The sequence below is a fragment of the Burkholderia sp. HI4860 genome (assembly GCF_002223045.2).
GTDB lineage: Bacteria > Pseudomonadota > Gammaproteobacteria > Burkholderiales > Burkholderiaceae > Burkholderia.
On record NZ_NKFO02000003.1, the window covers coordinates 1,083,701 to 1,110,282 of the forward strand.

The following is a 26,582-nucleotide window of genomic DNA, read 5'->3' on the forward strand; positions in this document are numbered from 1 at the left end:
CGTTTTCAGCGTGCGCAGGTCGCGCGCGCCAGTGCGTCGGCCAGCGCCTGACGGTCGAGCGTGCGCGACCGCGCGCACACGTGCTGGTCGGGACGCAGCAGGTAGAACGTGCCGGGCGTCGCGTCGTAGCGTTGCGCGGCGAGGCCGTCGACGTCCTCCACGACGACGACACCCGCGACCGGCTGCGCGTGCCCGGCCGGCACGACGAGCACGGGCCGCACCGGCAGCGCGAGGCCGTCGAGCGCCTGCGCGAGCGCGGGCGCATCGCCCGGCAACCCGAACAGCACACCGGTGAAGCCGCTGCCCAGATGCTGCAGCAGCCAGCCCGCCGCGCCCTGCGTACGCACCGGCGCATCGGCCGCCGCCGCGCCCGGCCGCATCGCGCCCGTGAAGGCGTCGCCGTTGCGGTCCGGCGTGTTCAGCGGCGAATCGGCGAGCACCGCCGGCACCGACAGGCGGCCGCTGTTCACGAGCTTGCGCGCGAATTCGCAGTCGCGCGCAAGCTTCAGCGTCGCATCGCGGAACACGCGCGACACCGGGCTCTTCGGCGTGATGAAGTCGGTCGAGCGCGTCGAGTTGCGGATGTTCTCGTCGGCTGCGAATTCACGCTCGCTCGCATACGTATCGAGCAGGCTGTCGGCCGAGCGGCCGTCGAGCACGAGCTTCAGCTTCCACGCGAGGTTGTCGGCATCCTGCACGCCGCTGTTCGCGCCGCGCGCGCCGAACGGCGACACGCCGTGCGCGGAATCGCCCGCGAACAGCACGCGGCCGTGCCGGAACGTGTCCATCCGCTGGCAGCGGAACGTATAGACGCTCACCCATTCGAGCTCGAACTCGACGTCCGGCCCGAGCAGCGCGCGCACGCGCGGGATCACGCGCTCCGGCTGCTTCTCGGCGACGGGGTCGGCATCCCAGCCGAGCTGGAAGTCGATGCGCCACACGTTGTCGGGCTGTCGATGCAGCAGCACCGACTGATTCGGGTGAAACGGCGGGTCGAACCAGAACCAGCGCTCGGTCGGAAACTCCGCCTTCATCTTCACGTCGGCGATCAGGAAACGGTCCTTGAACGTGCGGCCGTGGCTTTCGAGGCCCATCATCGTGCGCATCGGGCTGCGCGAGCCGTCGGCCGCGATCACGTACTGCGCGCGCAGCGTCGCGACGCCTTCCGGCGTTTCGATCGTCAGCACCGCGTGTTCGGCCGACTGGTCGATGCCCGTGACCTTGTGCTTCCAGCGGATGTCGATGTTCGGCAGCTCGAACGCGCGGTCGGCCAGGTAGCCTTCGACGTAGTACTGCTGCAGGTTGATGAACGCGGGGCGCGCATGCCCTTCCTCGGGCAGCAGGTCGAACGCGTACAGCTGCTCGTCCTGCAGGAACACCTTGCCGACGTGCCAGCTCACGCCCTTGTCGACGAAGCGCTCGCCGCAGCCGAGCCGGTCGAAGATCTCGAGCGTGCGCTTCGCGAAGCAGATCGCGCGCGAGCCGGTCGACAGCGTGTCGTCGTCGTCGAGCAGCACGACGCTCACGCCCTGCTGCGCGAGGTCGATCGCGGCCGCAAGGCCCACCGGGCCCGCACCGACGACGATCACCGGGTGCACGGTCGTGTCCTGCGCACGCGGGCGGTATTCGAACTTCAGCGTCTGGTAATCGATGCTCATGGTCGCCATCCGCTCCTCAACCCTGCCGGGCGCGGGCCGGCACGCCCGTCATCCCGCCCGTCGCCTGCCGGCGCGCCGCGCCGCTCTCCCGCGTGCCATTCCTGTCAACCGCCACGTCTCGCTCCTTGCTTCCTGTTGATTCGTGAACGGCGCCGTTTCGCGGCGCCCGCATGCCGCATTTCTTGATCGGCGACAAATCTTGGATTTACGAATAGTAAAACCAATTACGAATAGTGAAATCATTGTAAACCCTAGGCGAAGCGTCGAGGACGGGATAACCATATGAGCGAAACGCCAAGCCGAGCTTGGCCGGCGCTGCTAATATCAAGCTACGAGGCGGCCCGTTCGGCCGCCGTTTTTCCTTCTTACGCCGATGATTCCGCCCACCATTCCCGAGCTGGTCGCCCGTGCCGGGCAACTGCCGTATCTGCGGGATCACCTCGCGCTCGCCGATGGCGGCACCGCAAGCGCGAACCTGCCCGAGCGCACGCTCGGCAGCGCCTACGAACCGATCTACGACGTGACGATGCCCGGTGCGCCGCAATCGACGTCGTTCGCCGACGCGATCGAGCGCTACGGCGACGAGCTCGGCTTCCAGGCCGTGACGGTCGTCACGGGCGCGCCGCACGATCCGGTCGACTCGGCCGTCGACGTTCAGACGCTCGTCGCGATCGACCGCCTGTCGCGCGCACTGCATGCCATCAATTTCTTTGGCGCACAGCGCCACGGGCTGCTGTTCCTGCGCGTGCACGAACGGCTGCTGAAAAGCGTGAAGTACGACCACGGCAAGCATTTCTCGTCGGTGCTGCAGCGCTTCGGGCTGCCGACCGAGCGGATCGTGATCGAGCTGCCGGCGGTCGCGGTCGCGCACAAGACCTTCCTCGGCTACCTGACGCGCAGCTATCAGCATCACGGCTTCAAGGTCGCGGACAAGCTGCCGGACCCGGGCCGGATCCTCGCGGTCGAATCGGAGATGGCGCGCCCGGACTACATCAAGATGGATGCGGGCATCGCGTTGCGCGACGGGATGGTCAAGGCGCTCGTCGCGTATGCGCAGCGCGTGCGGATTCCGCTGATCTTCGACGGCGTCGTCGACGAAACGCAGTGCGAGCTGCTGCGCCAGTACGACGTGCGGTTCATGCAGGGGCCCGTGTTCGCGAAGGTCGTGACGGCCTGAGCCTCGGTGGATGAGGGGGTTCGCACACGCGGGGCGTCGCGTGCCGACAGTTGAATGCAGGTGATGTAACGGGGGAGTCGCGCCGTCTGGCTTGCCCCGTCGTCCGAGATCCGGCGGGCGGTTGCCGGCCTCGTGGAAAGACCGGCTTCGCGGGAACGCGCGCTTCGTTTCCGGCACAACCGATGTCGACGGTGACCTACCGCTTACGCCCTTCCACCGTCATCGTACTTGGGCAGATCGTCGTCGATCTCGATGCCCGGAAAGCGATCCCCATACCAGACATGCCAGGCCGGACGAAGCCGCGACGGCTCGTCGAGCGTCGCGTAATTGATCTCGACCGTCCTGGGTGCATCACTGAGACGGTATTCGAGCTGCGCGCCGCAACGGCCGCAGAAGCGCCGCTCGCCCCACGCGCTCGACGCATACACCGTCGGCTCGCCTTGCAGGTATTCGAACGCGTCGATCGGCACCGATGCCGACGCGACGACTGCCGCGCCGGTCGTGCGCTGACAGAGCCGGCAGTGGCAAAAACCGGCGTCGGCCGGGACATGGGTGATCCGGTACCGGATCGCGCCACATGCGCATCCGCCTTCCATCGATTCTGCGTGAGACATGGCAAGCCTCTTCGTCGGTGAGCTGGCGAACGATCATGCGCGCGGTTCGTTCGTGGCACAACCGGCGGCGGTGTCGTGCTCGTACGCTGCCGGCCGTACCAGCGCCCCTCGCTCAGGCCGTCTGCCCAAGTCGCTGCGCGAGCGCCTTCAGCTTCGGCCCGACCTGCGTACGGAACACGTCCTCGTCCATCGACGAGGCGGGGCCGCTGCAACTCAGGATCAGCCAGCGCCCTTCGCGCGGCTCGCGAAACGGCACGGCCGCTGCGTTGACGTCCATGTGCCACGCCCGGAACGAATAGCAGCAGCCCCCCGCCGAGAACTCGGCCACTGCCTGCTGCGCGGCAGCGACGAGCGCATCGGCGTCGGCCGCGCCGCCGGCCGCACGATGCAGCTCCGCATAAAGCGCGCGGCGCACGTCTTCCGGCTGCACGGCCAGGTACGCGCGCCCCATCGAGCTCGTCAGCATCGACAGCCGCGAACCGGGCGCGAGCCCGAGCGTCAGTGCGGTCTCGCTGCGGATCGTCTCCAGGTAGATCATGTCGAGCCCATCGCGGCAGCCGAGCGACACGGCCGCGCCGATGTCGCGCGCGAGCGCCTGCATGTGCGGCCGTGCGAGGTCGATCGTGCCCGAGCCCGACAGCAGCGCGTAGCCGAGCGACAGCACGCCGGCGTCGAGCGCATACTTTCCGAGCGTCTCGTCGTAACGCAGGTAGCCGAGCACGGTCAGCGTGTAGGCGAGCCGGTTCACCGTCGCCTTCGGCAGCCCCGTGCGCTCCGCGAAGTCGCGGTTGCCGAGCATCGTCTCCCCGGGTCGGAATGCGCGCAGCAGGTCGAGCCCGCGCGCAAGCGCGACGACGAACTTGCGTTCGTCGATCGTGGTTTCGTCGATGGTTGAAAGTGTCATCTGGTGCTACACTGAAGTCGATTTGCAAAACATTGTTCCGCACAGCGGAACTTCCGTCAAGCAAACTCTCAGGCAATAAACCCGGCTGAATCAGGGACCGACCGTAAAGCGTGGGACCCGGGGAAGCGCTGGAGTGCTAACTCGGGTCGACCGCAAAGCATGGGATCCGGGGAAGTGCTGAAGTGCCAACTCGGGTCGACCGCGAAGCATGGGACCCGGGGAAGTGCTGAAGCGCCAACTCGGGTCGACTGCAAAGCATGGGACCCAAGCAAGCGCTGAAGTGCCAACTCGGATCGACCGCGAAGCATGGGACCCGAGTAAGCGCTAAAGCGCTAACTCGGGTCGACCGCGAAGCATGGGACCCGAGTAAGCGCTAAAGCGCTAACTCGGGTCGACAGGAGATAAGACGATGAGTGCTGCAACTTTTCATTGGGACGATCCGCTGCTGCTCGACCAGCAACTGACCGAAGAAGAGCGGATGGTGCGTGATGCCGCGCAGGCGTACGCGCAGGACAAGCTCGCACCGCGCGTCACCGAAGCGTTCCGCCACGAACGCACCGACGCCGAAATCTTCCGCGAAATGGGCGAAGTCGGCCTGCTCGGCCCGACGATTCCCGAGGAATACGGCGGCCCCGGCCTCAATTACGTGAGCTACGGCCTGATCGCCCGCGAAGTCGAGCGCGTCGACTCGGGCTACCGGTCGATGATGTCCGTGCAGTCGTCGCTCGTGATGGTCCCGATCTACGAATTCGGCTCCGACGCGCAGAAGCAGAAATACCTGCCGAAACTCGCCACCGGCGAATGGATCGGCTGCTTCGGGCTGACCGAGCCGAACCACGGCTCCGATCCGGGCAGCATGGTCACCCGCGCGAAGAAAGTGCCCGGCGGCTACTCGCTGTCCGGCGCGAAGATGTGGATCACGAACTCGCCGATCGCCGACGTGTTCGTCGTGTGGGCGAAGCTCGAAGAGAACGGCAAGGACGCGATCCGCGGCTTCATCCTCGAGAAAGGCTGGAAAGGCCTGTCGGCGCCCGCGATCCACGGCAAGGTCGGGCTGCGCGCGTCGATCACCGGCGAGATCGTCCTCGACGAGGTGTTCGTGCCGGAAGAGAACCTGATGCCGAACGTGAGCGGCCTGCGCGGCCCGTTCACGTGCCTGAACTCGGCGCGCTACGGGATCGCATGGGGCGCGCTCGGCGCCGCCGAGTCCTGCTGGCATACCGCGCGCCAGTACGTGCTCGACCGCCAGCAGTTCGGCCGGCCACTCGCCGCGAACCAGCTGATCCAGAAGAAGCTCGCCGACATGCAGACCGAAATCACCCTCGGCCTGCAAGGCGTGCTGCGCCTCGGCCGGATGAAGGACGAAGGCACGGCGGCCGTCGAGATCACGTCGATCATGAAGCGCAACTCGTGCGGCAAGGCGCTCGACATCGCGCGACTCGCGCGCGACATGCTCGGCGGCAACGGTATCTCCGACGAATTCGGCGTCGCGCGCCACCTCGTGAACCTCGAAGTGGTCAACACGTACGAAGGCACGCACGACATCCACGCACTGATCCTCGGCCGCGCGCAGACGGGCATCCAGGCATTCTTCTGATCGTCCGGATGCAGCGCGCGGCAACCACGCCGCGCCATGCTCGCGCAAAAGACACGGCCCGCCCGGCAATCATGCCGGGCGGGCCGTTTTTCATCGGATCCGCGCACCGGGCCGCCGGCCCGGTATCGCGTTCCTCTGCAGCCGATGCTTACTTGTTCGGCTGTGGCGTGAGGCGCAGATACGGACGCACCGCGTTGAAGCCCTTCGGGAAGCGTTTCTTCAGCTCTTCCGGATCCTGCAGCGACGGGACGATCACGACGTCGTCGCCATCCTTCCAGTTGCCGGGCGTCGCGACCTTGTAGTTGTCGGTCAGCTGCAGCGAGTCGATCACGCGCAGCACTTCGTCGAAGTTGCGCCCCGTGCTGGCCGGATACGTGATGGTGAGCCGCACCTTCTTGTTCGGGTCGATCACGAACAGCGAACGCACCGTCAGCGTTTCGTTCGCGTTCGGGTGGATCATGTCGTACAGCTGCGAAACCTTGCGGTCCGCGTCGGCGATGATCGGGAAGCCGACGACCGTCGACTGCGTGTCGTTGATGTCGTTGATCCAGCCCTTGTGCGACTCGACACCGTCGACCGACAGCGCGATCACTTTTACATTGCGCTTCTCGAATTCGCCCTTCAGCTTCGAGGTCAGCCCGAGTTCGGTCGTGCACACCGGCGTGTAGTCGGCCGGATGGGAGAACAGGACGCCCCAGCTGTTGCCGAGCCATTCGTGAAACTTGATCGGGCCCAGGCTCGATTCCTGCTCGAAATCCGGTGCGATGTCGCCAAGACGCAGACTCATGATGTTCCCTCCTCGAACGATGCTGGTTGAAACCGCGCCCGGATCGGCGCGGGAAAGTCTGTCAGCTTACGGGAAGCGATGGGGCGTGCGAACGATTATTCCGTTTGATATTCATACTTTTTTGTCATTTTTGCCTGATGCCGGTGCCGGACAGGCGGCCGCTGGGAAACTTTTCACCCCGTTTGCCGCTCTGTTCATGATTACAAGTCGTTTACCATGCGGTCTTGCACTGCCGTTGTGTGTGTTCCCGGCTCGCCAGCAGGCAGGCGTTTCGCTACGATGTGAACCTGCAGCATGACAGCACGAAGGGAGTTGCAATGTCGGAAATCAACAAGGAGAAACTGATGTCGGATATCAAAACCGTTCTCTCGGACGCCGAAGACCTGCTCAAGCAAGCTGCGAGCAGCACGGGCGACCGTGCGGCCGAGCTGCGCGAGAAAGCCATGTCGCGCCTCAAGCAGGCCAAGGAAAAGGCAGCCGACGTCCAGGTCGTGGTGGTCGAGAAAGGCAAGAAGGCCGCACGCGCGACCGACGACTACGTGCACGAGCATCCGTGGACGTCGATCGGCGTTGCCGCCGGCGTGGGCGTGCTGATCGGCCTGCTGATCAACCGCAAGTAACGCGCTCTGCGCTGTTTCGTCCCGTGGGCCGCGTCGCGCGGCTTGCGGGCGTCGAAGCCAGCCGGCGGTTTCCGCCTGCCGGCTTTGTCCTGGCTGCACACTGCACGCGCACGCACCTTACCCATGACGACAGACACCCCCTCGCAGCCGTCCGGCCAAGGACCGCTGCGCCGCCTCGTCGGCTCCGCGATCGGCCTTCTGCAAACACGCCTCGAACTGGTGGGCATCGAGCTTGCCGAGGAGAAGGAGCGCCTGATGGGCGTGCTGTTCCTCGGGCTCGCCGCGATGATGCTCGCCACGATGGCGCTCATCAGCCTGACCGTGCTCATCGCGATCGCGTTCTGGGATACCTACCGCTGGCAGTCGCTCGCGGCGATCACCGCGCTGTATGCCGCGGGCGGAATCGCATGCGCGCTAAAGGCCCGCTCGGGCCTGCGCGACGCGCCGACCGTATTCGAGGCGACGCTCGCCGAACTCGAGAAAGACCGCGAACTGTTCCGCGGCAAGCCGTGAACGCAATCGCGCTCCCCCCTCCCACCTACTTCGCCGACGCGCCATGAGCCAGAACATCACGGGCAATCCACCCCGCTCCCATTCGTCGCGATCGAACTGGAGCGCGTCGCAGCATCGCGCGCTCCGCAAGGAACTGCTGATCCTGCGATCCGAAGTCGAGCGGCTCGAACTCGCGGAAGCCGCTGGCGACATGCGCCGCGCGGTGACGCGCTTCAGCTGGCTCAAGGTGTTCATCCCCGGCCTGTCCAGCAACAAGTTCAGCCAGTCTGCCAAGAACCTGAACGCGAACCTCGGACAGCTCGTCAACCAGTATCCGATGCTGAGCTCGCTCGCATCGCTCGTGCTCGCCAAACCCGTTCGCTCGCTGCTGCGCGCGAGTGCCGGCCCCGCGCTGAAGTGGGGCACCCTCGGTTTCGCTGCATGGGAGGTCTACCGGATCTGGAAGCAGTCCCGCGACGAGCGTGGCCTCGACACGCAGGACGACTGACCGCATTCGGCATCCTGCGCGCACGGCCAAGCGCCGTCGCGCGCCTTCCCGCCGCACTCAACGCACGCCCCAGCACGCCGCGATCTGTCCGTCGGCGCCGTCACTTCGCACATTGCCTTTCGTCCCGTCCGAACGCAGCGTGAATGCACCGCACGCGTCGTCGTGCATCGGGCCCGTGTCGAGCGGGATGGCCTCCAGGTCATAACTCACCAGCGAATCGTCGCGGTCCGGCCGCCTGAGCGCCAGTCGATAGACCGCGCGCCCGTCCGGCGGCGCTTGCGTGAGCGCCATCGGCAATGCCGAAGGCGGCACACCGTCCAGTGTTTCGAGATATTGGGCCGCGCGGTACAACGCGGCGACCGCCGACGCGCGATGAACGCGCACGACATGCTCGCGATACGACGGGATGCCCCATCCGGCCAGCACCGCTACGATCGCGAGCACGATCATCAGCTCGATCAGCGTGAATCCCGCCGAGCGGTACACGCACGCGCGACCGTTCATCGCAGCACCGTCGCGACGCGACGCCAGTGCAGGGCGACGACGTGTCCATCACGGATCGCGACCTGATGCTGCAGCCAGACTGCGCTCGATGCATGCGCACCGACGCCGCGCGCGGTGACGACGTAAGCGCGGCCGCCGGCCGGCCCCGCCCCGCGCCACGCTTCGATCAGGCATCGCGGCGGTTGAGCGGCCATCGGCCATCCGGCGAACGGCGCGAACGCTTCGGCGGCCACCAGCGCCGGCATGCGCCGCCACGCGTCGGGCTCCGCGTGCGACTCGCCTTCGCTCATGTACGGCGCGGCGCCCCGGCGCAATCGCGCGGTGCACGCTGCCAACGCGGCATCGGCCGCGTGGAACGCGACCAGCCGGTCGGATAACGCGCGCGTGCGGCGCGATTCCGTCAGTGCGGCTTCGAACCACGTGCCGGTCAGCGCCGCCACCGCCGCGCCAACCGCGATCACCGCAGGCAATGCGAGGCCCGCGTCGCGACGCCAATCGCGGCTGGCTGACCGCAAACGTGTGTGCGGCGCTTGCTGGCTCGCTGGTTGGACTTTCGCACCTGCGGCCTGCCGCGGATCGTCACGGCGTGTTTCGATTCGCTCATGCCGGTTGCGTGTCGCGACGCACCGCGACCTCTTGCGCGCATGCTGCGTCGCTCCGTTCATCGCGGCACCTCGCGGTTATCCGTGGCGTCACGCGACGTATCGTCGAATGTGCGCGCGGCATTGCGCAACGCGACGATGCGATCGAGCGTCAGACGCGCGCGGCTGTCTTGCGCAACGACAGTACGGCCGTCGCAGTCGACGTGCCGCATCGGTTCGCCCGTCGGTTCGCCGCGCGCCCGCACGCAGACATGCACGGCCACGACATCGCGCCAGTCGTCGCCGCGCAAGGCATCGGCCTCGATGAACTGCGCGCCGCCGCGGCGAAGATAGCGCACCCGCAACTGATCGATTCCCGACACGAGCGGCTGCGGCGTGCCCGGACGGCCGCTTCCTTCGCAATACAGTTCAGGCTCGCCCGTCGACGGACTGATGTGCACATCGAAGCGGTTCTCCACCGGCGCACGTTCGCCGGACACGCCGACACCCTGCCCGAGGCAATCCGACACGTGGCCGCTCACGGTGAGCCACGTCGACACGGCATCGCCGACGTAGCGGATCAGCAACGCGTCCGACGCACCGCGCACAGGCTCGCACCGTACCTGCGCGCCCTCTCCTCTCACGCGCGCCATCGAACAGCCGAACACGGGTGGCAACGACGAGACACCTTCCAAATCGAGCGGCCGAAATCCGGCCATCTGGATCTGCTGGCCGATCAGCATCAGTGCGGTGCCAGCCGCATCGCGCATCCGGAACCCGTCGTCCGCGCGCCGCTGTGCGACGCGCTGCGCGTGGTACAGCGCACCGGCCGCCGCGAGCACGAGCAGACCGACGGTCATCGCAATCAACACTTCAAGCAACGTATGCGCACGCATGCGGCGATCAGCGCTCATCGGCATCCGCCTCCCGATACGGAATCCGGACGCACGACGGCGGTTGCGCCGAGCTTCCCGTCGCTTCGCATCGCGGCCCGGCGGCCGCATTGCCGCCACGCCAGCCGACAACCGTGTAGCGAACGCCATCCGGCCCGTCACCGCGCGTCATCGTGCCGCCGGGCAGCGACGCTGCGGCCCGCGCCGCGAGGTCATCACCGGCCTCCGCAGCGACATGCATGCGCTCGATGCGTGCATCGGCCAGCCACAGCGCGCGTTCACGCCAGATCGTCGCGCGCTGCGCACGCGCCATCGCAAGCTGGCTGCCCGCTACAGCCAGCATGACGGTCGCGAGCAGCGCGATGGCCAGCATCGCTTCGATCAGCGACGTGCCGCGCATGGCGTTGCGCATGACGCTCACGCCGCGTCGCAACGGCCGGCGACAACCCGCGCCCGGCCGCCTGCCGCGATCCGCACGCAACGCGATGCATGCGCGTCGTCCGCCCCCGGCACGTCGCGTCGCGGACGCAATTCGAAGCGCCGGATGCCACCGATTGCCTGACCGACCGGCGGTGCGAACGCGAGATCGTGCGCGGCACCCGCGACGGCCACCTCGGCATCGCGCGGATAGCGCCGCAGCACGCGTGACTGCCCGTCGACCTGCCCGCTGACGATCCAGTCGCACGACCATTCAGCCGGATCGCACCGTTCACCCGCACGCAGACAGGTGCCGGCGCTACCCGCGCGGCACAGCGTGACGCGCACGCCGAGGCGCGTCGCCTCGGTACGTGCAAACGACAGCGCACCGAGCAACGCGCGCGAGCGTGCGTCCACACGTTCGCGCATGCGCCATTGGTCGAACGCGGGCGCAGCATAAAGCGCGAGCCCGGCCGCCAGCGAGATGGCGACCATCAGTTCGACGAGCGTGAATCCGCCCGCGCGTCGCATTGCATTTTTCAGGGGTTGAGCGTGCCGTCCCATCGCAGTCGTCCTTCGCCAAGGTGATGCGACGACTGTAGCGACACGTGCGGACACGCACCATTTGCCGAATGGCTGACTGGCGGCATGCGATCGCGACCGACACAATCGGCGCGAACTGATCCAACGGAGAAGACGATGAACGAACGCAGCGCGTCAGCGCTTACGGGGAGTCTTGGCGGGAGAGGCGCGACGGAACTCTTCGATCACGTCGGCAAATTCGGAAACGTCCTCGAACTGGCGATACACCGATGCGAAGCGGACATAAGCGATCGTATCGAGCCCACGCAACTCGTTCATCACGAGTTCGCCGAGTTTCTCGCTACGCACTTCGCGCTCGCCTGTCGCGAGCAGTTGATACTCGATACGGGCGACCGCCGCGTCGATCGCGTCGGCAGCAACCGGCCGCTTGCGCAGCGCGAGTTGCATGCTGGCGACGATCTTGCGACGGTCGAATTCCGTGCGGCTGCCGTCCTTCTTCACGACGAACGGCAGCGACAGCTCGACCCGCTCGTATGTCGTGAAGCGCTTGTCGCAAGCCGAGCAGCGACGGCGCCGCCGGATCGCGGCGCCATCTTCGGACACGCGGGAATCCACGACCTGCGTGTCGTCATGCCGGCAGAACGGGCAGCGCATCGTCGATCAGCGATAGACCGGGAAACGCTTGGTCAGCTCGGCGACCTGCGCGCGCACGCGCTCGATCGTCGCAGCATCTTCCGGATTGTCCAGCACGTCCGCGATCAGGTTGCCCACCTGCTCCGCTTCCGCCGGACCGAAACCGCGCGTCGTCATCGCCGGCGAGCCCAGGCGCACGCCGCTCGTCACGAACGGCTTTTCCGGGTCGTTCGGGATCGCGTTCTTGTTCACCGTGATGTGCGCCGCGCCCAGTGCCGCTTCCGCTGCCTTGCCCGTGATGTTCTTCGCACGCAGGTCCACCAGCATCACGTGGCTTTCCGTGCGGCCCGACACGATCCGCAGGCCACGCTTCACCAGCGTTTCAGCCAGCACGCGGGCGTTCTCGATCACCTTCTCCTGGTACGCCTTGAACTCCGGCGACAGCGCTTCCTTGAACGCCACCGCCTTGCCCGCGATCACGTGCATCAGCGGGCCGCCCTGGATCCCCGGGAAGATCGCCGAGTTGATCGGCTTCTCGTATTCCGCCTTCATCAGGATCACGCCGCCGCGCGGGCCGCGCAGGCTCTTGTGCGTCGTCGTCGTCACGAAGTCCGCGTGCGGCACCGGGTTCGGGTACACGCCCGCTGCGATCAGGCCGGCGTAGTGGGCCATGTCGACCATCAGGTACGCGCCGACCGACTTCGCGATCTTCGCCAGGCGTTCGAAATCGATCTTCAGCGAGAACGCCGATGCGCCCGCGACGATCAGCTTCGGCTTGTGTTCCTGCGCGAGCTTCTCGGCCGCTTCGTAGTCGATGTCTTCGTTTTCGTTCAGGCCGTAGCTCACCACGTTGAACCACTTGCCCGACATGTTCACCGGCGAGCCGTGCGTCAGGTGGCCGCCGTGCGCGAGGCTCATGCCCATGATCGTGTCGCCCGGCTTGAGCATCGCGAAGAACACGCCCTGGTTCGCCTGCGAGCCCGAGTTCGGCTGCACGTTCGCGGCTTCCGCGCCGAACAGCTGCTTCACGCGGTCGATCGCCAGCTGCTCGACCACATCGACGTATTCGCAGCCGCCGTAGTAGCGCTTGCCCGGATACCCTTCGGCGTACTTGTTCGTGAGTTGCGAACCCTGTGCGGCCATCACCGCCGGGCTCGTGTAGTTTTCCGACGCGATCAGCTCGATGTGATCTTCCTGGCGGCGGTTTTCCTGTTCGATCGCGGCAAAGATTTCGGGATCGACGTTCGCAATGGTGCTTTGGGCTCTGTCAAACATACGGTTTCCGTTAAGTGTGTACAGGTTGACCGGAGCGGCCGAGTACGGTGCGCTGCTGGCGGGACCAGCTCGACGTGGCGGAAGAATCCGTATGACGCGAGGCAGGACAGCCACCGGCGATGCACGCGACGGCGCACAACGGCTGCCCAGGCGAACGGCAAAAACGGCGCCCCGCGCTTCACGGTGGGATGCTCCACCTTGACCCCGAAGGGTTCTATCGCCAGTCACGCAGGGGTGATGAGCGCGTTAGTGTATTGGATGCGTCATGAATAGGCAACCGCACGGCGGTGCGCCGGAAGCAATTGGGGCCAGACTCTACGCGCCCGTGCGGGAACGCTGTGCCGCCTTGCCGCGGTGCGGCAATCTCAGTAGGCTTGCGGGATACCACTCGCTATTTTGTCATCCACCAGGAGCAGCAATGATCGTGTTCGTCACAGGCGCGTCCGCCGGCTTCGGCGCCGCCATCGCCCGTGCCTTCGTCAAGGGAGGCCACCGCGTCGTCGCGACCGCGCGCCGCAAGGATCGTCTCGATGCGCTCGCCGCCGAACTCGGCGATTCCCTTCTGCCGCTCGAGCTCGACGTACGCGATCGTGCGGCCGTCGAGGCCGTGCCGGCCGCCCTTCCCGCCGAATTCGCGGCGCTCGACGTGCTCGTCAACAACGCCGGCCTCGCGCTCGGCGTCGAGCCGGCCCAAAAGGCCAGTCTGGACGAATGGCACACGATGATCGACACGAACTGCACGGGCCTCGTCACGGTTACGCACGCGCTGCTGCCCGGCATGATCGACCGCGGCCGCGGCCACATCTTCAATATCGGCTCGGTCGCGGGTTCGTACCCTTATGCGGGCGGGAACGTCTACGGCGCGACCAAGGCTTTCGTCAGACAATTCAGCCTGAACCTGCGCGCCGACCTGCTCGGCACGCCGCTGCGCGTCACCGACATCGAGCCCGGCCTGTGCGGCGGCACCGAATTCTCAAACGTCCGCTATCGCGGCGACGACGCGAAAGCGGCGAACGTCTACAACAATGTGCAGCCGCTGATGCCCGACGACATCGCCGATACGATCTACTGGATCGCGACGCGCCCGGCGCATGTCAACGTCAACACGATCGAGCTGATGCCGGTCGCGCAAGCCCCCGGCGGCCCGACCGTCCACCGCGGCTGAAGCCACGCGGGCCCGGCCCTCCCGGGCCGGCCCGCGGTGTGCTACGACATACTACATTCCGTTACGAATCGGTTACGAATCAGGCTCTTGCCTTCCGGTAGAATGCGCGCCATGACCCAGCCTACCCGCTCCCCGGAAGCGCCGTCCGGCTTCATCTGGCCGGTGCGCGTGTACTACGAGGATACCGACGCAGGCGGCATCGTCTTCTATGCCAACTACCTGAAGTTCTTCGAACGCGCCCGCACCGAGTGGCTGCGCGCATGCGGCATCGACCAGCGCCAGCTCGCCGACGATACCGACGCGATCTTCGTCGTCCGCAGCACGTCGCTCGACTACCGCGCCCCGGCGCGACTCGACGACACACTGGCGATCACGAGCCGGCCCGGACGCATCGGCCGCGCGTCGGTGGAATTCGCGCAGGAAGCCTGGTGCGGAGACACGCTGCTCGTGGCCGGGCACATCCGTCTCGGCTGCGTCGACCGTACCGGCATCCGGCCCGCGGCTATCCCGCCGGCCGTGCTCGACGCGCTGCAGCGCGGGCCCGTCATCGACGACGGGCAGACTGCACTGTCAACGAAGCTCGCATGAGCGCCGTTTAGACAAAGCCTATGAACTTGCCTTTCTGATTCGATACTAAGCAAGGTTCGGCGCCAGGCATGGCCGGCGCGCCGCGCCGCACGCATACCGGCGCCCCGAAGGGACGTTACTCAAACCTCTATGAACACTTCTCAAGACCTGTCGATCATTTCCCTCGTCCTCAATGCGAGCGTGCTGGCCCAGGCCGTGATGGGGCTGCTGCTGCTGCTGTCGCTGATGTCGTGGACCTTCATCTTCCGCAAGTGGTTTGCGATCCGCCGCGCACGCGCGCAGACCGAACGCTTCGAGAAGGATTTCTGGTCGGGCGGCGACCTGCAGGCGCTATACCAGAGCGCAGCCAACAACCGCCACACGATCGGCGCGCTCGAGCGGATCTTCGAATCGGGCATGCGCGAGTTCCTGAAGGCGAAGGAAAAGCGCATCAGCGATCCGGGCCTCGTGCTCGACGGTGCGCGCCGCGCGATGCGCGCGTCGTTCCAGCGTGAAATGGACGTGCTCGAAGCGAACCTCGCGTTCCTCGCCTCGGTCGGCTCGGTCAGCCCGTACATCGGTCTGTTCGGCACGGTCTGGGGGATCATGAACTCGTTCCGCGGCCTCGCGAACGTGCAGCAGGCCACGCTCGCCAACGTCGCACCGGGCATCGCCGAGGCGCTCGTCGCCACCGCGATCGGCCTGTTCGCCGCGATTCCGGCGGTGGTCGCGTACAACCGCTACGCGCACGACATCGACCGCCTCGCGATCCGCTTCGAGACCTTCATCGAAGAGTTCTCGAACATCCTGCAGCGTCAGGCCCAGTAAGGAGCGCGCCATGGCAGGAAGTCCCATCCGATCCAGCATGCGCGGCGGCCGCTCGCGCCGCGCAATGGCCGACATCAACGTCGTGCCGTACATCGACGTGATGCTGGTGCTGCTCGTGATCTTCATGGTCACCGCACCGCTCGTCGCCCCGTCGATCATCAACCTGCCGACCGTCGGCAACGCCGCGCCGCAGGAGCAGACGCCGCCCGTCGTCGTCAACATCAAGGCCGATCGCACGATGAGCGTCAAGTACAAGGGCGACTCGGGCGCGACCCAGGAAGACACGATGACGAAGGCCGAGCTCGACAGCTTCATCGTGGCCCGGCAGGCTGACCATCCCGACCAGCCGGTCGTGATCGCGGCCGACAAGACGGTGCAGTACGATGCCGTCATGACCGTGATGTCCGATCTGAAGGCGCGCGGCGTCAAGCGCGTCGGCCTCCTCGTCAAATCGCAATGAACCGGCAGCAATCCACGCGCAGCTCCGCCTACCCGCCTCAGCCTCCCCGCGAGCGCGGCACCTGGCGCGCATTCGCGCTCGCCGCGCTGATGCACGTGCTGCTCGCGCTGTTTCTGTATCACGGCGTGCAGTGGCAGAACAGCACGCCGGCCGGCGCCGAAGCCGAGCTGTGGACCGAGGTGCCCGATGTCCCGGCGCCGCGGCCCGTTGTCACACCCGCACCGCCCGTGAAGGTCGCGCCGCCCCCTCCCCCGGTGCGCGACGAGCAGGCCGACATCGCGCTGCAGCAGAAGAAGCGGCAGCAGGAAGCGGCCGCGCGTGAAGCATTGCTCGAGCAGCAGCGCCGCGCGCAGCAACTGAAGGCCCAGCGGGAAGAGGAAGCCCGGCGCGCGCAGCTCGCGGCGCAGCAGGCAGCCGCACTCGCCGCGCAGAAGGCCGCGGAACGCGACAAGCAGAAGCAGGCCGACAAGCTCAAGCAACAGCAGCTCGCCGAGCAGCAGAAGCTCGAACAGCAGAAACTCCAGCAACAGAAGCAGGCGCAGCTCGAAGCGCAGCAGGCGGCGAAGGCGAAGGCCGACGCGGCCGCGAAGGCAAAGGCGGAAGCCCAGGCCAAGGCGAAGGCCGAAGCCACGGCGCGCGCGAAGGCCGAAGCGGCAGCGAACGCGAAGCTCGACCGCGAGCGCAGCGCACGCCTGGCACAGATGCAGGGCCTGTCCGGCGCCGGTGAAGGCGGCGGCGAAGGCCTCGCGAAAAGCGGCACGGGCACGGGCTCAGGCGGCAATGCCGCGACGCCCGGCTATGCCGACAAGGTGCGCCGCCGCGTCAAACCGAACATCGTTTGGGGCGGTGAGCGAGCAGGCCTGACCACCGTCGTCAAGATTCGGTGCACGCCGTCCGGTGACGTATTGAGCGCATCGGTTTCCCGCTCCAGCGGGAATTCGGGGTGGGATCAAGCCGTGGTGAGTGCAATCCACGCTTCGGTCCCGTTGCCGCCCGATTCTAACGGTCGTACCCCGTCGGACATTACGATTACCTTCAAGGCGGCGGAGTGAAAAGAAATGCGCTTACACTCCGGGCGTCGCTGTCGGACGGGAACGAATCGGGTATTTTTACTGTCTCTGCCGTTGCGCAGCGATCCAAGCCATACGGGAAGCAAGAAGCATGAGTTTGATGACAAAGCTAGGTTTCAGGGCACTCGTGGCCTCGTGTCTGATTACGGCGGGCAGCGCCGCTAACGCCCAGGTCAACGTGCTGATCACCGGTGTCGGGTCGACCCAGTTCCCCATCGCCACGGCGAATTTCGCGAATGAGGCGAACCTGCCGCAGCAGGTCACGTCGATCGTCCGCGCCGACCTCGCCCGCAGCGGCAAATTCACCAACATCGACGCCGGCAGCACGCCCGTGCCGGAAAGCGCGTCGGTCGATCTCGGCGCATGGAAGGCCAAGGGCGCGAATGCGTTCGTCGCCGGCAGCGTGAACCGCGAGGCGAACGGCCAGTACAAGGTCAACTTCATCCTGTACGACACCGTGAAGCAGCAAAGCCTCGGCGGCCTGTCCCTGACGGCCACCGACACCACGCTGCGCACGGCCGGCCACAAGATCGCCGACTACATCTACCAGAAGCTGCTCGGCGTGCGCGGCGTGTTCGCCACGCGCCTGTCGTACGTGATCAAGACCGGTAACCGCTACCAGTTGCAGATCTCGGATTCGGACGGCCAGAACGCGCGCATCGCGCTGTCGAGCACCGAACCGATCATCTCGCCGTCCTGGTCGCCGAGCGGCACGAAGGTCGCGTATGTCTCGTTCGAGCGCAAGAAGCCGATCGTCTACATCCACGACCTGCCGACCGGCCATCGCTACATCGTCTCCGACCAGAAGGGCAACAACAGTGCACCGGCCTGGTCGCCGGACAGCAACACGCTGGCCGTCGCGCTGTCGCTGACGGGCAACACGCAAATCTATACGGTCAACTCCACGGGCGGCGGCCTGCGCCGCCTCACGCAGAGCAGCTCGATCGACACCGAGCCGTTCTACTCGCCGGACGGCCGCTGGATCTACTTCACGAGCGATCGCGGCGGCGCGCCGCAGATCTACCGGATGCCGGCACAGGGCGAAAGCGCCGGTGCCGCGCAGCGCGTGACTTTCACCGGCAGCTACAACACGAGTCCGCGTATCAGCCCGGACGGCAAGCTGCTCGCTTACATCTCCCGCACGGGCGGGGGCTTCAAGCTGTACGTTCAGGATCTGCAGTCCGGCGCGGCGAACGCCATCACGAATACGAATCGCGACGAATCGCCGAGCTTCGCGGCAAACGGCCAGTACCTTCTGTACGCTACCCAGTCGGGTGGTCGCAATGTTCTGGCAGCAGTGCCCTCGGACGGCAGCGCGCCGCCGCAAATCCTGTCCGTCCAGGGCGGCTCCGTACGTGAGCCGTCGTGGGGGCCCTTCATGCAATGACCACAAGGAGAGTAAACATGATGTCGAATAAAGCTCGTCTGGCCCTGGCCGTGATGATGATCAGCGCGCTCGCAGCGTGCAAGTCGGGCGTGAAGCTCGACGACAAGGCGAATGCCGGCGGTGCGGTCAGCACGCAGCCGAGCGCCGACAACGTCGCGCAAGTGAACGTCGATCCGCTGAACGACCCGAACAGCCCGCTCGCGAAGCGCAGCATCTACTTCGACTTCGACAGCTATTCGGTGAAGGACGAGTACCAGCCGCTGATGCAGCAGCACGCTCAGTACCTGAAGAGCCACCCGCAGCGCCACGTGCTGATCCAGGGCAACACCGACGAGCGCGGCACGAGCGAGTACAACCTCGCGCTGGGCCAGAAGCGTGCGGAAGCCGTCCGTCGCGCGATGGCACTGCTCGGCGTGAACGATTCGCAAATGGAAGCCGTGAGCCTCGGCAAGGAAAAGCCGCAGGCAACGGGTCACGACGAAGCATCGTGGGCGCAGAACCGTCGCGCCGACCTCGTCTACCAACAGTAAGTAACGGAAGAATCGCCGTATGACGCACCGTGTATCCCTGCTGCGCGTTGCCGCAGCATTCTGCGTCGCCGGCGCGGCGTGGTCGGCCGCGCCGGCGCACGCCGGCGTGTTCGACGACAACGAAGCGCGCCGCGCCGTGCTCGATCTGCGCAGCAAAACCGACAACCTGGCGAGCCAGTTGTCCGCCGCCCAGCGTACGATCCTCGATCAATCCGGCCGTCTCGACCAGCTGAACCAGCAGGTCGCGACGCTGCGCGGCGAGAACGAGGACCTGACGAACCGGCTGACGACGCTCGAGCGGCAGCAGAAGGAGTACTACCAGGATCTCGACACGCGGCTCAAGAAGTTCGAGCCGCAGCAGGCGACGATCGATGGTGTCGAAGGCACCGTGCAGCCGGGTGAAACGGATGCGCTCAATGCGGCGCAGCAGCAGTTCCGCAACGGCAACTTCAAGGCGGCCGCGGCTTCGTTCCGCGCGTTCATCGCGAAGTATCCGCAGAGCCCCTACCAGCCGACCGCGCAGTACTGGTACGGCAATGCGCAATACGCGCTGCGCGACTACCGCGGGTCGACTGCAACGTGGCAAGGGATCGTCAGCAAGTTCCCGCAACATCCGCGCGCAGCCGACGCCCTGGTGGCAATCGGCACGAACCAGCTCGAACAAGGCCAGAAGGCGGCCGCGAAGAAGACGTTCGAGCAGGTCGTGTCGCAGTACGCCGGGTCGAACGCAGCGCAGACCGCGCAGGGCAAGATCGAGTCGATCAAATAATTATCGCGGCGGGTTGTTGACAGCCTGATAATCCGTCGCTATAATTTTTTGCTCTTTGGGTCGTTGCCCAAGTTGTTGAAGCAACGAACCAACAGGTTTCAAGAACGTGGGGTGGTAACTCAGTTGGTTAGAGTATCTGACTTTTAATCAGAGAGTCGAGGGTTCGAGTCCCTCCCACCCTACCAACTATCTTCGATAGTGCAAATTAAAGCCTCCCAAGCGGAGGCTTTTTTGCGTCTGTCGCATCCGTATCGCGCGCGGCATCCCGGTGATGTCTGCGACACACTCAGCCGCCCCCTCCCGACTCCGCTACCGGACAGCGCACGCTCACGTCGCGCAGCACACCACCATATCCCGCGTACAGATTGCCGTCGGGCAGCAACTGCCGCTCGGCAAGCTGCCGATGCACGACCCGCAGGTGATGGAACGGCATCCGCGCGAACAGGTGATGTTCGATATGAAAATGAATCGCGTGCGGACCGAACAGGAACGTCTGCCACGAACGCCGGACGATCGTGCGCGCGTTGCGGCTCTGGTCGGCACCGGCCGGCAGCCCCGCGTGCTCGAAGATCGCGCGCACCTGCCCGGCGAGCGGCAGCAGCGTGACGGACGGCACGATCCACAACGTGACGTACAGCAGCGGATGTCCAGCCCATGCGAGCGCGCAGAACAGCACACCGTTGCCGGCCAGCATCGACGCGACTTCCCACGCGACATACGCGCGCGACTTCCCGACCTTCGGCAACGCATGCGCAAACTCCCCGCGGGCGAGCTTCACGACACTCGTCACGTAGCCGATCCCGCATGCGTACGCGAGCAGGCGGCCGATCAGCCGACCGCGCGTCACCGGATAGTCGTGCACGCCGAACAGTAGCGCGACGGGATCGTCCGCCTCCATCGGTGCGCGATGGTGCTTCAGATGCCCGGCACGATACGTGCGCAGCGACAGCCACAGCGGGCCGGCCGCGAACAGTTGGCCCAGCGCGTCGTTGACGCGCCGGTTCCGCGCCAGCAACCCGTGTGCGCCTTCGTGCATCATGACCGCGAGCGCAAGCTGGCTGCGCGCGATCACGATCGCGGCCAACGCGTACACGAGCGGATGCGCAAACGCGATCGCCACCGCGAACGCGACGGCAATCATCAGCCAGTCGCCTGCCAACGCCGCACCCACACGCAACGCGCTCACGCGAAACAGCGCGGGATCGGGCACGAACCGCGCAAGCCCGGCATTCGGCCCGGCCTGATGAACAGGGGCATCCGTCACGCGAGCCTCCCGCGCAGCGAGCGCCACTCGACCCACAGCGCACTGACCATCGCGAGCGCCACGCCGCCCAGCACATCGACGACCGTATGCTGCTTGAGCGTCAGCGTCGACGCGCAGATCAGCAGGCCGACCGCCGCGGTCACGAGCCGTCGCCGGTCCGTCAGCATCCGGCAGGCGAGGCAGGTCACCGCAACATGCAGGCTCGGAAAACCATTGGCCGCGAGATCGAGCTGCCACATGCGTGCGAGACGGTGACGCACGAACGTGTTGCCGATCTCCGCGACGTCGGGCCGCGGTACGGCTTCCGGAAACAGCAGGAAGCACACGACACCGAGCACGAACGCGATCAGCACGGCCTCCTTGAACGCGGCGAACGCAGGCGGCCGCGCATACGCGGCAAGCGCGATCACGAATGGAAAGAAGCCGACATAGACGAACCACGACCATGCGATGAACGGAATCCGCGCATCGATCGACGTGGCAAACACGAAGCGCGGCGTGACGCTGCGCTCCAGCAGAAAGAAGATCGCGAGGCCGGCTGCCATGCCGAACGTCGCGGCCAGCATCTGCCGGATATCGGGCCGGCGATCGTCACGAAACGACAGCGAATTCATCGTGGTGCCGGCGCCTCGCATCGTGTCTCCACATCGGCCACCTTCGCATGCGGCAGCAACGCGAGGAGGCGTGACGTCCATGCGTCGACGCGCGCACGTGCATGCTCGCGGCCGGCGATCGTCCCTGCCCGCGTACCGGGGTGGCGCATCAGCTCGGCGGCAGCCTGCCCGACTTCCCGCCGGAACGCGGCCGCGTCGCCGCGCCACGTGACGACGCGATGCACAAGTTGCAATTGCGCGGCGCGCGCGGCGTTGCTCGCCTGCTCGGGCTGGTCGGACTGCACGAGCAGGATCGGGCGGTGATACACGCGTGCGATCGACAGCGCGGCCATGCCGGGTGCGGACACGATCAGCGGCGCATGGGCGGCGCGGGTCACCCAGTCGGCATCGACCCCGGTCCAGCCGTCGTGCCCGGCATAGCCCTCGCCCACGCGATGGGCGGCGAGCCCCGCGTCGCGCATGCCGGCCGACAACGCATCGGCGAGCGCGATATCGCGAAAGTGCGGGTTCAGATAAATGGCGGCTGCAGCCGGCTCCGAAGCCGGTCGCTCGGCGACGATCGGCACCGGCGTCGGCAGACGGCAATGCGTGCGCGATCGCCGGACGTCATCGGCGGCATCGTACGCGAAGTCGTGTTCGATGCAGCACCGCGCCGAATCGATCTGCCAGTCGACGATCCGTGCAAATGCACGCGCCAGTGCGCGCGGCAGCCGTGCATCGAAATTCGCGGTCAACGCGCGGCGCAGGCTGCCGCCGTACACGTGGACGATACGGCGCCGCCAGCCCGGCATCGCGCCCATGAACAGCAGCGCCGGATGAAACGAGTCGTTGATCACGAGATCGGCATCGCGGACGATCGCACGCAGCCGCACGATGTCTCGCAGCATGCGCGTCGGCCTGAACACGTAGTGCGCGACATTGCGATCGGTTGCGTCGCGCAGCATGTTCTGCCGTTCGTCGAACTGCACCGCGTAGTGACGGGACAGCACGGCCGCGTCGATGTCGAACGCAGCCAGGAACGCCTGCCCCGCATCGGACGTCGTCAGCACGTCGACCTGCGCGCCGGCCGCACGCAACGCATGCACGAGCAGTTGCGCGCGCATCAGGTGGCCGCGTGCGTCGGCCGTCGCGAGATAGACGATGCGCGGCATCATGCGCGGGCACGAAGCGACTGGAACCATCCGGCCGCGACCATCGCCAGCGCACCCGTCACGCCGAAACCGGCCTCGATCGCGCGGATCTCGTTCAGCAACGCGGCGAGATGCGCCGCCTCGGACGGTGCAACCAGACGGCGCAGCGTGTCCGAACAGAGCCGGACATGCCGCGCCTCGTCGGCGAGCACGCGCGAGAGCAGCGGGTACAACGGATGGGCATCGCCGATCGTCGCGCAGTGACGCGCGAGCACGCGCATCGCCATCTGTTCCGCGCACAGGCCCGTCGCATAGACCGGCACGAGCACGCCTTGCGAGAAATGCGGTGCATGTCGCCGCGCAAGCCGGCGCCATCGCATGATCTTGCGCCGGCTCAACCAGTCAGGCTCATGCGGCGCAGTCGACGGCGCGACGCCACGCTCGCGCAGCGCATCGGCGAACGCCGCGGCGTGACGACGCTCGTCCGCGAGGTGCTGCTCGATCCGCGGTGCAAGCCAGTCCGGCGGCTGTCCGGTCCAGTCTTCGTGCAATGCGCACTCGGTCGCTTCCTCGCCGATCAGGTACATGCGCAGCACCCAGCGCTCGCCATGCACGCTGCGATGCAACCGCCGGATCGCCGCCCGCTTGAGGCGATCGACGAGGTACGCGCGCACCCACGCCGCGCCGCGCGGCACCGGCGCCTCGAGACAATCGAAGCGTGCATCGTGCGCTGCCTGCGGCGACGCCGGCAGTTCGCCTGCCGCGCTCATGCCGGCTCGCCTCGTGCAGACGCGGATTTCGTCGCAGCCGCCGCAGCGCCAGCCGGATCGCGACGCCATCCGAGGATCAGGCCGATGAAACTTTCCTGCATGAACGCGTGCGCGGATGCGGCTGCACCCGCAAATGCTTCCTCACGACCGTTGACGCGCAGATAGCCATTACCGTCACGCGCACCGAATTCGATCCGGTCGTTCTTCCTGAAGCCGCGCGTGAGCATGTCCTTCACCAGCGCACTGCCGTCCAGGCCGAACAGGAACAGCTCGCGACGGGCGACCCACACCGGAATGTGATTGCTCAGCGCATCGAAGCGAATCGTCCACGTGCCGGAGGCGAGCGCGCGATCGACGTCGGCATCGTGCGGCGCGTTCGATGCAAAGCTCGCACGCGCGACCGACTTCGTCAGGCCGCCGACGCCGAGCCCAATCGTGATGTCGTCCGCGAACGGTTGCTTCGGATCGGTCGCGCTCACCTTCACGAGATGCCGCGCGAGACGCGATGCAAGCGACGGATGCGCGAACAGCGCCAACGTTTCGTCCGGCGTGAGCACGTCACGCTCGCCCTCGCCTTCCTTCACACGCACGCGATACGGATCGATCCGAACCTCGGTGAACGTGCCGTGCACGGGCGCATGGACGTACACGTCCCGGTCCCATTTCGCGCCGTCGCGACGCAGCAGAACGTGCACGCTCAACGGCACGCGCCGGCCTTCGCCGTCGACGCCCGTGCCCTGCAGCAGCACGTCGCCGAGCACGTCCTTCGTGCGGCGCGTCGCATCGCTCGAGAAGACGATCGCGTGCGCATCGGTGTCGATGCTCGCGTGAACGTCCGGCGCATCGAGCGCGACGCGGTTGCAGTCCGCGGTGGCCGCGTTCGTAAACGGGCAGCCGCTTTGCGATGCGAAGTGGTAGATCCCGCGCCCCGCGTGATCGACCGGCGCGGCATGGGCGCCAGCGCTGGCGACAAACAGGGCGAGGCAGGCAACACGGGTGGCGAGCGTGGACATGGTCGTGGGCAGGATGGAGGCCGGGTATCGGCGTGTCGTGGCCGCGCGTGATGCGCGGCGCCGGTTCAATGACGGTGATAGGACAGCGCTTCAAGGTCGCGCCGGGCCGATGCGCGCCCGGCGAGACCGAAACCGCGTGCGAGCGCGCCGAGCGTGTCGACGGCGGACGCCGCGATCGTGACGCCGACGGCCGCGAGATAGCGGACGACGCCAAGCCGCGGCAACTGCTGGCGATTCAGCGCGCGCAGGCTGTAGCCGAGCCGCATCGCCATCACGCAGAACGGGCCGAGCGGGCCGCTGCGGCCGAGCCACTGCCAGCCGCGCGGCAGGTACGCATTCACGAGATACGGTGTCAGGCCGACGCTGTCCTCGCCGCGCATCCAGCGCAGCTTCAGCGATTCGCGTTGCGTGTCCGGCAGCCGATGTTCGGTGTGCGCGGCCGGTGCGAACTCGACGGCCACGCCGGCCGCCTGCATCCGCAGCCCCATCACCTGGCAATGCGCGCGATAGACGCCGTCGAGCGGCTCGTAGCGGAATTGCGCGAACACGTCGCGCCGGAATGCGACGTTGTTCGCGTAGAAATTGCGCGTCGCACCGTCACGCAGCGGGCTCGGGAAATACATGAAATCGATCGACGTCAGCGCGATGCCGAGCACGTTCGGCGCATAGCTGGTGCGCCCCGCCACCGCCGCGGGCGCATCGCCGGCTTCGCGCGCGAACGGTGCGAGCAGATGCTCGAGCCAGTCGTCGGCCGGCCGGCAATCGGCATCGCCGAACACGACGATGTCGCTACGGGCCGCGTCGACGCGGTCGAACCCGTCGTTCTTCGCATCGTAGTAGCCGGTGCTCGCGCCGATCTCGACGAAGTCGATCGGGCAGCCGGCCAGCGCGGCGATCTCCCGGCACGCATCGGCCGGCAGCCCGTCGTGCGTGACGATCCATTGCGCGAGCGCCGCGGGCGGCACGGTCTGCTTCGACAGCGCCGAGACGAGGCGCTTCAGGCTGTCGACGGCCTGCACGAGCCCCGCGCCGCCGCGCAGGTTGTTCGTCTCCAGCACGAACGCCGCCCGCGCCGCGACGGCACGCGCAGCCGCGCGGGTATGCCGCGTGGTTTCTGTGAAGTCTGGCATCCGGAATATCTCCATCGTCATGCGCACCGGCATGGATGAAACGAATGGGCGGGGAGCCCGCGGCGCATCGGCGAATGCAGGCCGCCCGCGACCGTCGTCGCAAAGCGGGCGGCCTGGACGGCGCCCGCTTCGCGTACCGTCACTCCTGGACGGACGGCACCGATTCGGCGTCGGGATAGCGCGGCTTCGCGCTCTGCAGGTCGCGCGTGTTCTTCTGCACGGCCACCGAACCGAACAGCGCGAGCACGAACGACATCGCGTAGAAGCCCTTCTCGCTCAACTGCAGCGTCGCGTTGAAGAGGCCGACGACCAGCAGCGCGATCGACAGCAGCAGCGCGATCCAGCTGAGGCCGTAGTAGATGCCGGTGACGGGAATGCCTTCCGCGCGGTCGCGGACGCTCTTCTGCAGCGAGATGGCCGCATAGAGACCGAACACCAGCACGGTGAAGTAGTAGCCCTTCTCGTTGAGCTGCATGCCTGCGTTCCAGAGACCGATCAGGAATGCCGCGAAACCGGCGAGCAGCGCGGCCCACGACGCGGCCACGAACGCGAACGACGGCTGCTGGATGGTGGTCTGGTTCATTGCTTTGCCCTCTCTTTCTTTTTGTTCGAAATCGTTTTTGTTGAACTGCGTTTCGCGCATGGTAGCAGCTTTGGCGCGTGCCACGACAGCGTCGCTTGC

32 protein-coding genes, 1 tRNA gene and 1 riboswitch are annotated in these 26,582 nt (G+C 66.6%); of the genes, 15 read left to right on the top strand and 18 right to left on the bottom strand.

Annotation, left to right across the window (positions count from 1 at the left end):
- Nucleotides 1-5: 5 nt before the first annotated feature.
- On the bottom strand, nt 6-1,667 hold the full coding sequence (locus tag CFB34_RS20335) for an FAD-dependent oxidoreductase (RefSeq protein WP_089439326.1): 1,662 nt from the start codon (nt 1,665-1,667) through the stop codon (nt 6-8).
- A gap of 364 nt (nt 1,668-2,031) precedes the next feature.
- On the opposite strand from CFB34_RS20335, the gene CFB34_RS20340 reads away from it, so the two are divergent.
- Nucleotides 2,032-2,835, top strand: a complete 804-nt coding sequence (locus CFB34_RS20340) for an EAL domain-containing protein (RefSeq protein WP_089439325.1) — start codon at nt 2,032-2,034, stop codon at nt 2,833-2,835.
- Nucleotides 2,836-3,038: 203 nt separating this feature from the next.
- Here CFB34_RS20340 and CFB34_RS20345 read toward each other — a convergent pair whose 3' ends face one another.
- Together CFB34_RS20345 and CFB34_RS20350 are read right to left on the bottom strand one after the other, a co-directional pair.
- The gene (locus CFB34_RS20345; RefSeq protein WP_089430670.1) at nt 3,039-3,449 is read right to left on the bottom strand and encodes a GFA family protein; all 411 of its coding nucleotides are present in this window, start codon (nt 3,447-3,449) and stop codon (nt 3,039-3,041) included.
- A gap of 112 nt (nt 3,450-3,561) precedes the next feature.
- Nucleotides 3,562-4,353 (bottom strand): IclR family transcriptional regulator, encoded by a 792-nt coding sequence (locus CFB34_RS20350; protein ID WP_047850652.1) that lies wholly within the window; start codon nt 4,351-4,353, stop codon nt 3,562-3,564.
- A gap of 409 nt (nt 4,354-4,762) precedes the next feature.
- Between CFB34_RS20350 and CFB34_RS20355 the strand changes: the two genes are divergently transcribed.
- Nucleotides 4,763-5,950, top strand: a complete 1,188-nt coding sequence (locus tag CFB34_RS20355) for an acyl-CoA dehydrogenase (protein ID WP_021157157.1) — start codon at nt 4,763-4,765, stop codon at nt 5,948-5,950.
- A gap of 148 nt (nt 5,951-6,098) precedes the next feature.
- Here CFB34_RS20355 and CFB34_RS20360 read toward each other — a convergent pair whose 3' ends face one another.
- A complete protein-coding gene (locus tag CFB34_RS20360; RefSeq protein WP_069247250.1) occupies nt 6,099-6,737 on the bottom strand; it encodes a peroxiredoxin in 639 nt (212 codons plus the stop codon).
- Here CFB34_RS20360 and CFB34_RS20365 point away from each other — a divergent pair.
- The 4 genes from CFB34_RS20365 to CFB34_RS20380 all read left to right on the top strand — a co-directional run bounded on the left by CFB34_RS20365 (nt 6,736) and on the right by CFB34_RS20380 (nt 8,357).
- Nucleotides 6,736-7,035 (top strand): hypothetical protein, encoded by a 300-nt coding sequence (locus tag CFB34_RS20365; RefSeq protein ID WP_143329420.1) that lies wholly within the window; start codon nt 6,736-6,738, stop codon nt 7,033-7,035. The two genes, CFB34_RS20360 and CFB34_RS20365, sit on opposite strands and share 2 nt — an antisense overlap.
- Nucleotides 7,036-7,054: 19 nt before the next feature.
- Nucleotides 7,055-7,357 carry a YqjD family protein gene (locus CFB34_RS20370; protein ID WP_006494044.1) on the top strand — a complete coding sequence of 101 codons (303 nt, stop codon included), beginning with the start codon at nt 7,055-7,057 and terminating at the stop codon, nt 7,355-7,357.
- Nucleotides 7,358-7,480: 123 nt separating this feature from the next.
- The gene (locus tag CFB34_RS20375; protein ID WP_089439324.1) at nt 7,481-7,870 is read left to right on the top strand and encodes a phage holin family protein; all 390 of its coding nucleotides are present in this window, start codon (nt 7,481-7,483) and stop codon (nt 7,868-7,870) included.
- A 43-nt stretch (nt 7,871-7,913) separates the two neighbouring features.
- Nucleotides 7,914-8,357 carry a DUF3318 domain-containing protein gene (locus tag CFB34_RS20380; RefSeq protein WP_089439323.1) on the top strand — a complete coding sequence of 148 codons (444 nt, stop codon included), beginning with the start codon at nt 7,914-7,916 and terminating at the stop codon, nt 8,355-8,357.
- A 57-nt stretch (nt 8,358-8,414) separates the two neighbouring features.
- Here the strand turns inward: CFB34_RS20380 and CFB34_RS20385 are convergent, their stop codons facing one another.
- The 7 genes from CFB34_RS20385 to glyA all read right to left on the bottom strand — a co-directional run bounded on the left by CFB34_RS20385 (nt 8,415) and on the right by glyA (nt 13,203).
- On the bottom strand, nt 8,415-8,861 hold the full coding sequence (locus tag CFB34_RS20385; protein ID WP_089439322.1) for a type IV pilin protein: 447 nt from the start codon (nt 8,859-8,861) through the stop codon (nt 8,415-8,417).
- Nucleotides 8,858-9,319, bottom strand: a complete 462-nt coding sequence (locus CFB34_RS20390; protein ID WP_089440359.1) for a pilus assembly protein — start codon at nt 9,317-9,319, stop codon at nt 8,858-8,860. Before CFB34_RS20390 ends, CFB34_RS20385 begins: the two co-directional genes overlap by 4 nt.
- Before the next feature lie 203 nt (nt 9,320-9,522).
- Nucleotides 9,523-10,362, bottom strand: a complete 840-nt coding sequence (locus tag CFB34_RS20395) for a PilW family protein (protein WP_089439321.1) — start codon at nt 10,360-10,362, stop codon at nt 9,523-9,525.
- Nucleotides 10,346-10,735, bottom strand: a complete 390-nt coding sequence (locus CFB34_RS20400; RefSeq protein ID WP_089440358.1) for a hypothetical protein — start codon at nt 10,733-10,735, stop codon at nt 10,346-10,348. The genes CFB34_RS20395 and CFB34_RS20400 overlap by 17 nt, the downstream gene beginning before the upstream one ends.
- A gap of 17 nt (nt 10,736-10,752) precedes the next feature.
- Nucleotides 10,753-11,316, bottom strand: coding sequence for a GspH/FimT family pseudopilin (locus CFB34_RS20405; RefSeq protein WP_089439320.1), 564 nt, complete (start codon nt 11,314-11,316; stop codon nt 10,753-10,755).
- A gap of 153 nt (nt 11,317-11,469) precedes the next feature.
- A complete protein-coding gene (gene nrdR / locus CFB34_RS20410) occupies nt 11,470-11,949 on the bottom strand; it encodes a transcriptional regulator NrdR (protein WP_050011738.1) in 480 nt (159 codons plus the stop codon).
- 6 nt (nt 11,950-11,955) lie between these two features.
- A complete protein-coding gene (glyA, locus tag CFB34_RS20415) occupies nt 11,956-13,203 on the bottom strand; it encodes a serine hydroxymethyltransferase (RefSeq protein WP_089439319.1) in 1,248 nt (415 codons plus the stop codon).
- A 137-nt stretch (nt 13,204-13,340) separates the two neighbouring features.
- Nucleotides 13,341-13,441: riboswitch (ZMP/ZTP riboswitch) on the bottom strand.
- Between the two features lie 180 nt (nt 13,442-13,621).
- Between glyA and CFB34_RS20420 the strand changes: the two genes are divergently transcribed.
- The 9 genes from CFB34_RS20420 to CFB34_RS20460 all read left to right on the top strand — a co-directional run bounded on the left by CFB34_RS20420 (nt 13,622) and on the right by CFB34_RS20460 (nt 20,164).
- Entirely contained in the window at nt 13,622-14,368 is a 747-nt protein-coding gene (locus CFB34_RS20420) for an SDR family NAD(P)-dependent oxidoreductase (RefSeq protein WP_089439318.1), read from the top strand.
- Between the two features lie 102 nt (nt 14,369-14,470).
- Nucleotides 14,471-14,956, top strand: coding sequence for a tol-pal system-associated acyl-CoA thioesterase (gene ybgC / locus CFB34_RS20425; protein WP_089439317.1), 486 nt, complete (start codon nt 14,471-14,473; stop codon nt 14,954-14,956).
- A 129-nt stretch (nt 14,957-15,085) separates the two neighbouring features.
- Entirely contained in the window at nt 15,086-15,763 is a 678-nt protein-coding gene (tolQ, locus tag CFB34_RS20430) for a protein TolQ (protein ID WP_021157170.1), read from the top strand.
- Between the two features lie 10 nt (nt 15,764-15,773).
- Nucleotides 15,774-16,223: a protein TolR gene (tolR, locus tag CFB34_RS20435; protein ID WP_011351075.1), complete on the top strand. Its 450-nt coding sequence runs from the start codon at nt 15,774-15,776 to the stop codon at nt 16,221-16,223.
- Complete coding sequence (gene tolA / locus CFB34_RS20440) at nt 16,220-17,275, top strand: cell envelope integrity protein TolA (protein ID WP_089439316.1); 1,056 nt, start codon at nt 16,220-16,222, stop codon at nt 17,273-17,275. The genes tolR and tolA overlap by 4 nt, the downstream gene beginning before the upstream one ends.
- Nucleotides 17,276-17,384: 109 nt before the next feature.
- Complete coding sequence (gene tolB / locus CFB34_RS20445; RefSeq protein ID WP_089439315.1) at nt 17,385-18,680, top strand: Tol-Pal system beta propeller repeat protein TolB; 1,296 nt, start codon at nt 17,385-17,387, stop codon at nt 18,678-18,680.
- A gap of 17 nt (nt 18,681-18,697) precedes the next feature.
- Nucleotides 18,698-19,210, top strand: coding sequence for a peptidoglycan-associated lipoprotein Pal (gene pal / locus CFB34_RS20450; RefSeq protein ID WP_089439314.1), 513 nt, complete (start codon nt 18,698-18,700; stop codon nt 19,208-19,210).
- A gap of 19 nt (nt 19,211-19,229) precedes the next feature.
- Entirely contained in the window at nt 19,230-19,979 is a 750-nt protein-coding gene (ybgF, locus tag CFB34_RS20455; RefSeq protein ID WP_071333989.1) for a tol-pal system protein YbgF, read from the top strand.
- Between the two features lie 108 nt (nt 19,980-20,087).
- A tRNA-Lys gene (locus CFB34_RS20460) sits at nt 20,088-20,164 on the top strand.
- 101 nt (nt 20,165-20,265) lie between these two features.
- On the opposite strand, the gene CFB34_RS20465 is transcribed toward CFB34_RS20460, so the two are convergent.
- The 7 genes from CFB34_RS20465 to yiaA form a co-directional block, all read right to left on the bottom strand.
- Nucleotides 20,266-21,243: a fatty acid desaturase family protein gene (locus CFB34_RS20465; RefSeq protein ID WP_089439313.1), complete on the bottom strand. Its 978-nt coding sequence runs from the start codon at nt 21,241-21,243 to the stop codon at nt 20,266-20,268.
- Nucleotides 21,240-21,878 carry a phosphatase PAP2 family protein gene (locus CFB34_RS20470; protein WP_242808688.1) on the bottom strand — a complete coding sequence of 213 codons (639 nt, stop codon included), beginning with the start codon at nt 21,876-21,878 and terminating at the stop codon, nt 21,240-21,242. The genes CFB34_RS20465 and CFB34_RS20470 overlap by 4 nt, the downstream gene beginning before the upstream one ends.
- Nucleotides 21,854-23,011 carry a hypothetical protein gene (locus CFB34_RS20475; RefSeq protein WP_089439312.1) on the bottom strand — a complete coding sequence of 386 codons (1,158 nt, stop codon included), beginning with the start codon at nt 23,009-23,011 and terminating at the stop codon, nt 21,854-21,856. The genes CFB34_RS20470 and CFB34_RS20475 overlap by 25 nt, the downstream gene beginning before the upstream one ends.
- On the bottom strand, nt 23,008-23,757 hold the full coding sequence (locus CFB34_RS20480; protein ID WP_089439311.1) for a hypothetical protein: 750 nt from the start codon (nt 23,755-23,757) through the stop codon (nt 23,008-23,010). Before CFB34_RS20480 ends, CFB34_RS20475 begins: the two co-directional genes overlap by 4 nt.
- Nucleotides 23,754-24,770, bottom strand: coding sequence for a hypothetical protein (locus tag CFB34_RS20485; protein ID WP_089439310.1), 1,017 nt, complete (start codon nt 24,768-24,770; stop codon nt 23,754-23,756). The genes CFB34_RS20480 and CFB34_RS20485 overlap by 4 nt, the downstream gene beginning before the upstream one ends.
- A gap of 65 nt (nt 24,771-24,835) precedes the next feature.
- Nucleotides 24,836-25,900, bottom strand: coding sequence for a glycosyltransferase family 2 protein (locus tag CFB34_RS20490; protein WP_089439309.1), 1,065 nt, complete (start codon nt 25,898-25,900; stop codon nt 24,836-24,838).
- Between the two features lie 139 nt (nt 25,901-26,039).
- Nucleotides 26,040-26,483: an inner membrane protein YiaA gene (gene yiaA / locus CFB34_RS20495; protein WP_089440356.1), complete on the bottom strand. Its 444-nt coding sequence runs from the start codon at nt 26,481-26,483 to the stop codon at nt 26,040-26,042.
- Between the last annotated feature and the right edge of the window lie 99 nt (nt 26,484-26,582).